The sequence below is a fragment of the Emticicia sp. TH156 genome, assembly GCF_002855535.1.
Lineage (GTDB): Bacteria > Bacteroidota > Bacteroidia > Cytophagales > Spirosomataceae > Emticicia > Emticicia fluvialis.
In genome coordinates this window covers 1-12308 of sequence record NZ_PKRS01000022.1, presented here as the reverse complement: position 1 = coordinate 12308, position 12308 = coordinate 1, and the positions used below count along the sequence as shown (strand labels likewise).

8 protein-coding genes are annotated in these 12308 nt (G+C 35.2%); 2 read left to right on the top strand and 6 right to left on the bottom strand.

What is annotated here, in order from left to right:
• The first annotated feature begins 180 nt into the window (after positions 1-180).
• Positions 181-483, top strand: a complete 303-nt coding sequence (locus C0V77_RS22570) for a winged helix-turn-helix transcriptional regulator (RefSeq protein WP_158238001.1) — start codon at positions 181-183, stop codon at positions 481-483.
• 289 nt (positions 484-772) lie between these two features.
• Here C0V77_RS22570 and C0V77_RS22565 read toward each other — a convergent pair whose 3' ends face one another.
• The 6 genes from C0V77_RS22565 to C0V77_RS22540 all read right to left on the bottom strand — a co-directional run bounded on the left by C0V77_RS22565 (position 773) and on the right by C0V77_RS22540 (position 11886).
• A complete protein-coding gene (locus tag C0V77_RS22565) occupies positions 773-4198 on the bottom strand; it encodes a DEAD/DEAH box helicase family protein (protein ID WP_101728662.1) in 3426 nt (1141 codons plus the stop codon).
• A 10-nt stretch (positions 4199-4208) separates the two neighbouring features.
• Positions 4209-5681 carry a class I SAM-dependent DNA methyltransferase gene (locus C0V77_RS22560; RefSeq protein ID WP_101728661.1) on the bottom strand — a complete coding sequence of 491 codons (1473 nt, stop codon included), beginning with the start codon at positions 5679-5681 and terminating at the stop codon, positions 4209-4211.
• Positions 5682-5689: 8 nt separating this feature from the next.
• A complete protein-coding gene (locus tag C0V77_RS22555) occupies positions 5690-6619 on the bottom strand; it encodes a hypothetical protein (protein ID WP_101728660.1) in 930 nt (309 codons plus the stop codon).
• Positions 6616-9438, bottom strand: a complete 2823-nt coding sequence (locus C0V77_RS22550; protein WP_101728659.1) for an N-6 DNA methylase — start codon at positions 9436-9438, stop codon at positions 6616-6618. Before C0V77_RS22550 ends, C0V77_RS22555 begins: the two co-directional genes overlap by 4 nt.
• A 17-nt stretch (positions 9439-9455) precedes the next feature.
• A complete protein-coding gene (locus C0V77_RS22545; RefSeq protein WP_101728658.1) occupies positions 9456-10601 on the bottom strand; it encodes a restriction endonuclease subunit S in 1146 nt (381 codons plus the stop codon).
• Between the two features lie 70 nt (positions 10602-10671).
• Positions 10672-11886 (bottom strand): DUF2130 domain-containing protein, encoded by a 1215-nt coding sequence (locus C0V77_RS22540; protein WP_101728657.1) that lies wholly within the window; start codon positions 11884-11886, stop codon positions 10672-10674.
• A 137-nt stretch (positions 11887-12023) separates the two neighbouring features.
• Here C0V77_RS22540 and C0V77_RS22535 point away from each other — a divergent pair.
• Positions 12024-12308 (top strand): hypothetical protein (locus C0V77_RS22535; RefSeq protein WP_143706168.1); only part of this gene is annotated, 285 nt, incomplete at its 3' end.

Sequence of the window (12308 nt, the reverse complement as noted above, 5' to 3'; positions counted from 1 at the left end):
CTTTTGAAGAATTGTACTACCGAAAAATAGGTTCAAAAAGTAAATATTTGTCTTTTAATAATTCGCAAAAAGTGTAAACTAAAAATGAACCACGTCAACTAAGCAATTGGAAGAAATATTAAAAATGAAAACTTAAGCTCAGAGATTAAAAGGATTCGAGAAGGTTTTCTACTTAATAGTTTGATTCCACCGGTTTTTGAAAACTTCCAGCATGGCTTTAGAATTGTCGTTTACCCCAAAACAGAAACTGTGGGAGAAACTGTGACAAAACCTGTGAGAGAAACTGTGGGAGAAATCTTAAAAGGAAGTTCGGCCCTTATACTTAACTACATTAAGGATAATCCGGCAGTAACAAGAGAAGAACTTGCAGAGCTGACAAAATTATCTGTCAGAGGTGTTGAGTATCAACTGAAAAAGCTGCGTGAAGCCCATTTCATAGAAAGAATAGGCTCTACAAAAAGCGGAAGTTGGAAATTGAGGTGAAGTGTATGGCAATACAGTCTGTCGCTGAAGGAATGGAGTTACTAGTGGAAATAAGAACTATGGATAGCAAAGATGAAATTGATGAAACTGGAACTAGTGCAAAAATTGCACTAGTTGGCAGAAAAATAAACAAATAGGCACATGATGCGCTAAACTGAAATCAGATATTAATCCTTTTATATATGTCCTCTTTTTGAAGTAATCCAAAAGAGTTATTTATTCCTTTAAAATTTCATTTAAAATTGAAGACATTTTCAAATAGAACGTTCATCATTTACCTTTAAAACATTCAACCAACATTTGCTCTCCTATTAGTTTCTTCAATAATAGTAAGTAGTCTATTAGCATGGTCTGGAAAAATCCCAGCTACTCCACTCTCGTGATATTTCTTAAAAGGTTGTTCAAAAAGCATATCAGGCTCCACAGTACCATTTTGACTGAATAGTGTAATAAGTTGATTGATGAACTCTATTTGTTGTGAACTAAGTGGCCCATTTGATAAAAATTCTGAAAAAGCACTACGCGCTGAGTCTTTGTCTAGACCTAAAATTGAACGTATAAAAACACCAAGTGGTTTATCACCTAAAACCTCTTTAAATTTCTCGTGAGTTTCAAAACCACATTGTTCAAAAAGTAATCGGTCAAGTTCGTCTAATTCAAAAGAACTTATGGGCTGATTGGTATGTAGTTTATGAATTGTTAAATGATTGGCGTTATCATGGATAATACGCCTGAGTTTTGCATAATGACTCTCAAAATTACCATAATCTCCTATAAAATGTTCAGTTACAATAGGAGCTGTAAGTTCATCCTGAAAATTAGTGTAGAATACCTCTTTACCTGTGCTTTGCTCTAATAATTTGTTTAATTCCCGAATTTCAAGTCTTACTTTTTCAAGACCGGAGATTGAGATTTCTGCCCAGAACTCTGTCTGGAGAACACTTCTTAAAGTTTCTTTTTTTCTGGCTATAGTAGGCACAGTATCGGTTTTTCGAAGTAATTCGGAAGCTATCGTCTGTAACTTCTCTATATAGTTTGCTTGTGTTCCCTCACTTCGCAGAATGGCAAGCTGCAGCTTAGCCATCAAAAGGTCAAATCGCTTTATTTGCTCATGCGTTTCCTCGTCATGTACTAAAGGAGCCACATGTTCTGCCAACTCGCTTACCTGACTTGCTTTAATAGAACTCCAGTTACCTAAGTTGCCATAATACTCTACTTGCCTGAGATGAAGTGTTACTTCAAAACCCCTTTTCTCAAGGCTTGCCAGGCTTGCAACCTGTTGCTGAAGCATCTGAACCAATGATTTTGCCAATTCAAAGTCTTCACTTTCTGGTAATGTATTTGTTTGGGTATGCAATAGATAAAGCATTTCTACTCTGGTATTGAAGAGGCTTTCACTCAACGATTTGGCTTTCCCGGGAATAACTCCCTGAGGATTCATATCAAAAAAGTCAAATACATTGCAAACATCAAACACATAAAAGTCTTTTTTATCATCATCGGGGCCAAAAAGGTCTTTACATAGACGTGTGCCTCTACCCAGCATCTGCCAGAATTTAGCTGCCGAATAAACAGGTTTAAAAAATACCAGATTAACAATTTCGGGTACATCAATACCTGTATCAAGCATATCAACCGATATGGCGATTTGTGGATAGCGGTCTTTTATTTTAAATTCTAAGATACTTCCCTCTGCATTCTTATCGTAGTTGTCTATAATCTTCGCAAAATCTTTTACCTCGCCCTTTTTATAGTGAGGATACAAATCATAAAATCTTTTATGAATAAATTCGGCATGTTTATGATTTCGGGCAAAAATAATAGTCTTACCCAGCTTCTCGTTTCCGGCTACTTTATGCCCATGCTCCATCAATGACTGCCATACTTTATCAACCGTATCCCGATTAAACAACCACTGATTAATGGCCCCTGAATCTATCTCATCAATTATCTCTCCGGTGGCCGGGTCATAGAACTTGCGCTCCCATTCTCTTTTCTCTTCCTCCGACAAACTATTGTATCGGATACCCTGCATCGGGAATTTCAATGAGAGTTTTACTTTCTTGATAGGCACCAGATAATTATCAGCTACGGCTGTAGTATATTCGTAAGCGTCGGTTGGCTCGCCCTGGGCATGATTAAACAGCGCATAAGTATCTCTGTCAGTTTCGTTTTTAGGGGTAGCTGTAAGGCCCAGATAGAAAGCATCAAAATACTCAAATATCGCTCCGTATTTATCATAGATAGAACGGTGTGCCTCGTCTATAATAATAAGGTCGAAATGACCTACTCCATAATAACGTTTGTTCTCTCTATAATCTTCATCAATTCTGTTCAGAATAGTCTGATAAGTCGAGAATACAACCCTTGCACTTCCTTCATCAACAGTTTTGGTCAGGTCTATTCCTGTCAGATTAGGCAGATACTCATTATAATTCTTAAATGCCTGAGTTACCAATGCATTTCTATCGGCCAGAAATAAAATTCTTTTAGCCCATTGGGCTTTAGTCAGTAAATCAACTATAGCAGCCGATACCCGTGTTTTCCCGGTTCCGGTAGCCATTACCAACAAGGCTTTGCGTTGGTTTTCTGTCTCAAAACGCTCAGCTACTCTTCTGATAGCCCGTTCCTGATAATATCGGTTAGCAATCGCCTGATTTACTTTTTGTTCACTCAATTTTTTACGCTGCGTTTTTCTTATCATCAACCTTTGCAGCTCTTCCTGATTCAGAAAACCATATACTTTACGGGGAGCATACTGTGTATCGTCCCACAAGTAGGTATCATAGCCATTGGTATAAAAAATAATGGGTCGTTGCCCATATACCTCTTGCAACGCATCAGCATAATTCTTGGCCTGGCTACGTCCTCTTTCTACAGCCACACTGGTACGTTTGGCTTCAACTATACCCAATGGTTTACCGTCATTTCCCCACAAGACATAGTCAATCTTCAACTTAGCTTTCACGCCTGTCGCCTCGTCAATAGCCATTGTGATAAACTCCTGCATATTGGGCGCATCCACTTTCCAGCCTGTTTCTCTGAGCATCACATCAATATACAACTTGCGGGTTTCAGCTTCAGATAAAACCGCTGGAGCAGGCACAATACCATTATTGTTGCTCAATTGCTCATAATGTGTCAATTGTGCCCTTACTTTAGCCAGTTCTTCTTCTTTTTCGCTTAGTTCGGCTTCTCTGCGTTGTAGCTCAATATGCTTCTCGGCGGCTTCTTGCTTTATTTTCTCTACTTCTTTAGCTAATAATGTATTGCCCGAGCGTGGAATAAAGCTTTCATCAAAAAGCCTGAAAGCTTTTACTTCCCTCGACGACGAGAACGTTCTTACTACTGTATGCGAAAATCTGAACAGATATTTTACCGAGGCCATCACCTCCTCACTACGCAGTTGCATACTGGCATGGGCGGCATCATTGCCAATTTTTTTTATGAACGACAACTCTCTGCCAAATTCCTTTCCCCAGGTTTGCTGAAAGCTTTTTTCCCAGATTAAATCATTCAGATTAAACTGGTCTTTATTGGGTAACTCCAGGTCGGCATCATGGTCATATAACCACGTCAGTATTTCCTCCAGGGCTTTCCGGCACAAAATAGCGGCAACCGTTGGCTCTGTATAGACATAGCTTTCGGCTTTTTGTGCGTTTTCATAGATATACGCCCATTCGTCGGTCAGGAAAGAGAAATTTGATTGAGTCATTACTGTATTGTTATAGGTCAACAGCTAATAATTTTTCAAGCTCGGCCAGATTTACCTGCCGTGCTTTATCGATATCTTTGATGCGCTGAATAATCACCCCAGATGCTTCATAGTGTTTTTCTTCGTGTACTACTTCTTTATATCGGTTTAAACTCAGGTCATAATTATTGGCTCTTATTTCCGCCACAGGCACCAGAAACGACTGGTCAATCCTTTGTCGACTGGCCTCGCTTTCCATTTGGTGGTAGCGTGCGATAATATCCGGTATATCATTATTACCGGGTGTTTCCTGGCGTTTATCATCCAGACTATACCCATCAGCCTGCATATCATAAAACCAGACGTTGTCTGTTCCGCCGGAATTCGTTTTTGTAAAAATCAGAATGGCCGTGCTTACTCCGGCATAAGGTTTGAAAACCCCCGAAGGCATCGAAATAACTGCTTTTAACTGATGCCCGTCTATAATTTCTTTACGTATCTGCACATGGGCATTTGATGAGCCAAACAAAACGCCATCGGGTACAATTACGGCGGCTCTTCCACCAATTTTCAAGCCTCTCAGCATAAGCCCTAAAAATAACAGTTCTGTTTTTTTAGAATTTACTATCGACAGAATATTTTTCTCAACGGCTTCATGGTCAAGGCTGCCTTTAAAGGGTGGATTAGCCATTACTAGCGTAGCTATATCGAAAAACCCTGCATTAGCTTCCGAAAGCGCATCTACATCTTTCAGTTTCGGGTTTTCTATGCCATGCATAGTCATATTCATGGCACCGATGCGTATCATGGTGGCATCAAACTCGGTACCGATAAACATCTCTTCGTTAAAATGCTTTCTGAACGCCGCATCTGTCAACCTATCCTGATATTTTTCCTGCACATACTCAGCCGACGCTACCAGAAAACCACAACTACCTGCGGCAGGGTCGCATATCACATCCTGCGGTAGCGGCTGCATCATTTCAACCATCATTTTAATAATATGCCGGGGTGTACGAAACTGGCCATTGGTACCCGAAGTAGCAATTTTAGACAACAGGTATTCATACACATCACCTTTGGTATCACGGGAGGTCATTTCTACATCATCGAGCAAATCTATTACCTGTGCTAATACCCTGGCTGTTGGAATCAGAAAAGTCGCCCCTTTCATGAAACGACTAAAGGCATTATCCTGACCCAGATTTTTGATAAAATTAAAAACACCCTCCGGCTTCGTAAAATGCTCAAATAAGTCCTCCGGCTCACGGTCTTTAAACCTGCTCCAACGCAAATCGGCATTGGTTTTATCATAGATGGGCGCATCAATAGGTTTACCTAATAAATTCGCCTTATGTTCTTTAGCAGTTTGTAGTTCATCAAGTCTTTTAATGAATAATAAATAAGTGATTTGTTCAATCACTGTCAATGGATTCGATACCCCACCCGTCCAAAAAGCATTCCAAACCTTATCTATTTGTGTACGTTTTTCTCCTGTAAGCATAAATAAACTTAAATTTTATCGCTGTATTTTTCTATAAGCAATTTATTAGACCAGGCAAAAATTTCTATTAATGCCTTAAGGCATGCAGAAAAGGAACTTAAAGTATATTCGTTTCTATAAGAATGCGAAAATGTGCTTGCTACATTTTTAACAAACTCAAAATAATATTTAATATGATGAGTTTTCGGAATAACAGAATCAGTTTTAAAAGGTATAACTCTAACTACATCATTACCATACTTTATTTCTGTACGTAATCCCATAAGTATTTTGATTGACCAATCGAAATTAACAGAACCATTTTCCCTAATGACATCATTTGGTAATAATCTAATATCATCTATCTGATTAAATCTTTTCAATAATGATTCAAAAAGTATTCTAACGGTATTGAAATCCTCGTTCTTTATGTTATTTGCTTCATCCTTTTTAATTAGGTTTAATAAGCTATTTTCCTCTGAAGTGCTTAAAATTTTATTAGTGAAAATTTCCCAAGCTTTGTTATATCTTTGTTTTATTTTAACATTAGGTTTTTCTTTAACTATATCTTTTATTTTTTCATACAATTCCTCTATGTTAGGTTTCTTAACTATAGCCCTAATATTGCCATCATCTTCGTATAATGCTTTAATATTATCATAATAGCCAGTGTAAACTACTATTGGGTAATCTTTACCCCTCCCTCGCTGCTCACTTAACCAACTGATTGCTTTTGTTAAGTGGCTAGGGTCATCTGTTCTAGAGTCAATAGTCCTTTGACCCATTCCATCCAAAATTATGACATCGTAACTATCCCCACCAATTTCAATTTCGTTTTGAGCATTATCCCAAGTTTGAATTGGGACAACTAAAATGCCATTTGTATATGCAAATTCTACACTTGTATTTATTTCTTTTTCGCTTTGAAAAATATCATCACTCCATAAAGCCTTTATCATAATTTTTCTTTATTAATTGTTGGTAAAATTATTCTTAAATATACTCCTGATTTAAATGTAATTTCCTTGCTTTCTGCTTTAGCATCTTTGCTCAAAAAAGGGTAATTTCTATACGCTGGAATTGAAATAATTTTACCTTTATTAATATTCTCTAGAATTCCTTCATGTATTTCAACAGTGCGGCTTAATAAATAGCCACCAATACCTGAACCTTGACTATTAGATTTAATACCAAATGATTTATAATCACTAAAACTGAAGTTATCTGAAAATCCTTTCCCATTATCAACCATCTCTAATATTATGTCTTTTCCATCTTCGGTTTTATAAATATTAAAAGCTATAATCTTGTTATTAACTGTTTCATCGAAGCCATGTACTAAAGAGTTACGTATAAAATTGCTTATTATGTTACTAAAACTGTTTTTGTCTATTTCACATTCAATTTTTGATTTTCCATCAAAATTGAATGAATATGAAATATGTATATCTTTTAATTCATCCTTAAATGACTCAGTATTAGTTTTTATTAATTCCTGTAATAAAACTTTCTCTTTTTTGATTTTGCTCTTATCTAAATCAATAAGACTTTGAATATTATCAAATAATTTAGTAGCCGTAATTATCACCTCATCAATATGTTCAAAAGCTTCTTTTACTTTTCTACTATAAGGCAGATTCGTCAATTTATCCTCCCAGGAAAAGGTTTGAGTACTGACATTCTTCTTATTCAAATATGCTTTAATATTACCTACTTCTTGCTTAAGTGGTTGTAATATTTGCCCTCTTAACTCATGTTGCAGAGATGACAATATTGTAATTTCAACCTCATCTGATTTTCTTTTTTCATCACTAATTATTCTTTCAGTATTAACTACAGCTTCTTTATAGTATTCGTTTAAATATTCTTTCTGTTCAGCTAAAGGTAAAAATTTAATTTTCACATCAAGAAAGTCTTTTTTTGTAAAATAAGGTTGAGCAAGTCCTTTCCTGATTCTTTTCAACTGTTTAATTACATATTCCTGATTTAGTTGTGAAATTAAAAACTCAGCTAAAACCTCATTATTAGCAAATAATGCCATTACATTACTGCTTATAATAATTGGTCTTTTACCATCAAAATATGTAACCTTAAGTTTATTCCCTATTTTAGCTATTAAAATGGCTTCATCATAAATTAGTTCTTTTATGAATTTACCTTCACTATCTACGATGTATTTGTCTACACTATCTAAATTTAAATTATAATTAGATATTGAATCTGATAAGTCTTTTATTGTAATTAAAGGAATCGGGTTACTTTCAATAACATATTGTCTTTTTATCGCTAGTGTATCAATTCCAGGCTTACCTGATTTCGAGGTATTAATAAGACTCTTAATCGATATTTTAACATTATCTGAATCAAATAATTTAACATATTGACTAACATTTAAAGAAATATCAGCGTTTTTTAAAATATCTGCATTCGATATACTTATAGCATTTAGAGGGAGTTGAGACCAATCACTATTGATGCTAATAATATCCTCTAATATAAAGTCTTCATTATTAAGTTCTTGGAATAAAATACTATTAATTCTATCCAGCTTTTTAACTTTATTTATTACCAGAATATTTAATTTTATTCCAGACAGTGGCTGTAATATTCCCAATGGTAGAGAAATAACCATTTGTAAAATATCTTCACTCACTAAGTACTCTCTAATTTTTAATGTTTTTTTTGAAAAAAGTACCCCATCTGGTACAATAACAATAGCTTTACCCCAAGCATTTAATTTGCTTATAATTAACTGGAGATAAATAGAATCAAAATCTTTAGCCCTTAAAAAGTTATATGATTCATGATAAAAATAGTCAGGCAATTTTACATTAAATGGGGGCTCTGTTATAATTAAATCATACGTATCGCTATCAAAATTGTATAATGAATTTTTAACTATATATTCAAAATTTTTATATCCACTTAAAGTTAAACTCATCCATCCTAAAAGGGCTGTCGTATTGTTAATTTCATATAATCTAATTTTAGTATAAAAATTATCAACTATTGAATTTACGAATCCCGCAGTTCCAGCAAATGGGTCATAAAAACTATCAGAATTATTATTGCCTATGATTTTCTTTACTAAATGTAAAATTGAATTATTGGTGTTATTGTAACTTTGAAATCTATATTGTAACCTTTGTCCTTTTAAAATTTCATTAAAAAAATAGCTAAATTCCTTATCTGAAAAATCCTCATTGAATATCACTGAATACCTTATTACATCAACTATATATTTGTAGGACTCAACAAAATCATTTCTATCATTTTCAAGTTGTTTAAGTGTATTTTGAAAAGAGTCTAAGCTTATATTGGACTCTAATTCTAACCTTTTACTAAAGAAGATAAAAGTATCTTTTAAATAATTGACTACCTCTTTATAAAAATAGTTGCTAGCAAACATATAGAAATCATAATGCCCAAAATATCGTTGCTTTAGCTCTCCGCCTATGTTGCTTAAACGTGCCCAAAATGCAAGAAATGGAATTAATATATCTGATTCTGGTAGATAGGTATGAGCTAAAATATTTCTGAGTTGTCTCAGGATATTATTTATTTCAGTATTATTATTTAGTAAACCTATTAGGTTACCTGTAATTTCAAATGTATTAGAATGTTGAGATGCTCTTCCTATTACTAAATTAGCATTTACAGGTTTCCCTTTCCAATCAAGATATAGCTTACGCTCATTAATGGCATTTGCTATCTCTACTGGAGTTAATGGTCTTGGAGAACTCGCTAATACTATCTCTATTGCCTCTTGAAAATTCATCCTATTAATTTGATTCGTTAATTAAAATACTTAGCCAAAAGCCCCTCAAACAAAGCATCACTTTCATCCAAAGCCTTTTTTGCCTGTTCTTTTTGTACTTCTATTTGCTCTACTATTTTAGCGAAATTGTATTGGATATTACTTGTTGGTGAGATAATCGGTATATTATTAACAATTTTTGAATTAAGGTTTGGCATTGTAACACCTTGAGCCTCAGCCTCTAAAAGTTTTTTTATCTTGCTACTTGATAAAATATTGAGCAAAAAATATGAATTAACGTTTGATTTTGGTCTTAAAAACAAACTTCCAGTACCACATAACCAACCATCTTCCTTTTCGGTGATTAATGCACAACGACCCATTTCTCCTCTTCTACCCATTATAATATCATTTTTTCTCAAATGATACTTTTTTAATGTTGCAAATTTCTTTTCTGAAACTGTTAAATTGAAGTCGGGTACAATTTTTTGTTTAATAATATTTATAGGGTTAATTAAAGGAATACCATTACTTATATAATCTTCTTGATGAAGCAATGAACCAAATGGCCCTATTTGAATATTATCGCAAATATCTCCTAATCTCCTGACCTCCCAACCCTTCGGGTTTTTAACAGGGTCTCCAAAAAGCTCAATAAAGGTACTTTGCAAAAGTTCATCATACTGTGTCAGCAACTGACGATTTTGTTGACGTAAAACATCGGCTTTATCTAATACCTCTGCAATGTGCTTTTGTGTTGCAAGTTCAGGGAGGGGAATTTCGAGATTTTTAATATCTCCTAAAGACACATTGTTTACTAAGGCAAGTTTACCCATTCCTTCAATTTTCTTAATAAATTTGCCTATTTGCCAAAACAACCATTTTTTTTCAACATTTTTAGCTGGAGTTATTTTTACAATTCGTTGATTAAGTAATCCATTTATTCCTTTCCAATAGTCAATTTTTATTGATCCAGAAAGACTTAAAAGTATATCATTAGTCTTGATAATATATTTCGAGTCATAATTTTTATCCCAATAAACAAACTCTTCACTTCCATTTTTACCGATATTTTGAATACGGATAATTGGTATATGCCCATGTGGGCTAAAATCTTTTGCGCTCCATGCAAAACCGGAAAAGATTTCACAAATTTCCCCCAACTTAACTTTCTTCCAATTCATAAAATTTCAATCTTATCTATTTAGGTTTAAGCCATTAGCAAAAAGCTTTACTAATGGCTTATTTGGTTTATTACTCCAATAAATTTGTATCGTCTTCTATCTCTTCAAAGTCGGTAAACTCGGCTACTGTCTGGCCTGAGATACCATTAATGCTTCCGGCAATATCGGTCAGGCTGCGCATAATGCGGTCAATTTCCTTTTCGCGCTTTTTAAAGTTCAGCAAAGCAGCCTTTTTCTCCTTAAAAAGAGACTGGTGCATGCCACTAAAAGTATCGTGTATGTTTTTAAGCTGGGTTTTAAACTCAGTCCCAACCAGATACTCATACAACAACTTAGATTTATCGCCCTGGTTGGCCTGCACAATTCTTATCTCCTCTACTTTCAGCAATAAAGCCCGTAATGCAAATGTAAGCGGTTTAAAGTGTTCAAACGAACAAATCCAAAGGTTTTCTTCACGCTGTTCAAAACTGCTTACACCTTTAGGTAAAGCCCGGGTAACTATCACTCCTAAATCAGCTTTTTTCAGCCTCATATCTTCTTTGAGTTTCTCTACCCATTGCTCGCTAAAGCCTTTGGTATTCTTACTCTCAAACAAAATACTACCACAGCATTGTCCGGTGCGGTTAAAGACACGTTGCAGAATATCGGCGCCGAGTTCTCCGGTTTTTATTTCTTCAAACTCATCAAATCTATGCAATAAGCGCAATATCTCTTCAATAACCACTTCCTGCGCTTCTCCTTGCAATTGCATAGAACCCTGCTCTGCTTTACGCTTCATTTCATTGATTTGCGTTTTCATCTGCTCTATTATGAGGTCTTTCTGTTTCAACTCAACCAGCGTTTCGTTTTGTACTTTTTCACGCAGGTTGGCCAATAAAATAGCTTTTTCGGTCGCCAGTCTTTTTTCAACTTCGGCATCAATACCGGCGCGTGCCTCTTCCAACTGACGTTTCTGGCGTAGTAGCTCACCTTCCTGCATTTTCAAAGTCGCTACCTGGCTGCTTTTCTCATTGAGTTCGGCTTGCAGGCTGTTAAGCTGCTGCTCTTTTTCGGCATTAATAGCAGCTTTTAACTGTGGCAGAAGTTTAGTTTTTTCCTGCTCTAATAAGGTAGCCACCTGTCTTTGCAGATTAGCTTGCTCTTGCGCAAGGGTCTGCTCTTTTTGTGCAAGAGCATTGGCTTTTGTACTGAACTTAGCCATTTGTTCGGCTTCAATGCGTTCGGCAATTACGCTTTCAATGTTAATCTCGTGTTTACATTTTGGGCATTGTATGTGATTATTCATGACAATATGGGGGTTTTAAATGTTTGCAATATGCAATAGTATACCCAAATGCTGTGCCATTAACAAAATAGAGCCTTTTATTAAGATTTTCTTATATATTTGTATCAATAATTGATTTTATACTATCAGATTTTGACATGAAAATTTTACTATCCTGGTATGCCCGCCACAACGATTTTAAAGACAAGGAGGTAAATCCGGAAGGGCCTACCTTGCAGTTTCACAAGTATTTTTATGAAAACTATGAGCGACATATCCTGCTTAGTTCTCAATCGGTTGCTGATAATGACCCTTTTCTGGATAAACTAAGCCGGGCAATACAGCATACCTATAAAAGTCGAATCATAGAAAAGCGCTTCATGGGTATAAATGATGTGATAGATTTACAAGAAATAAAAACCAAGGTTGAAGCACTTTTGCTG

Bases quoted from the DNA above. Each gene is read 5' to 3' on its own strand.
- C0V77_RS22565 (WP_101728662.1), bottom strand. From the start codon at position 4,198: ATGACTCAATCAAATTTCTCTTTCCTGACCGACGAATGGGCGTATATC.
- C0V77_RS22560 (WP_101728661.1), bottom strand. From the start codon at position 5,681: ATGCTTACAGGAGAAAAACGTACACAAATAGATAAGGTTTGGAATGCT.
- C0V77_RS22555 (WP_101728660.1), bottom strand. From the start codon at position 6,619: ATGATAAAGGCTTTATGGAGTGATGATATTTTTCAAAGCGAAAAAGAA.
- C0V77_RS22550 (WP_101728659.1), bottom strand. From the start codon at position 9,438: ATGAATTTTCAAGAGGCAATAGAGATAGTATTAGCGAGTTCTCCAAGA.
- C0V77_RS22545 (WP_101728658.1), bottom strand. From the start codon at position 10,601: ATGAATTGGAAGAAAGTTAAGTTGGGGGAAATTTGTGAAATCTTTTCC.
- C0V77_RS22540 (WP_101728657.1), bottom strand. From the start codon at position 11,886: ATGAATAATCACATACAATGCCCAAAATGTAAACACGAGATTAACATT.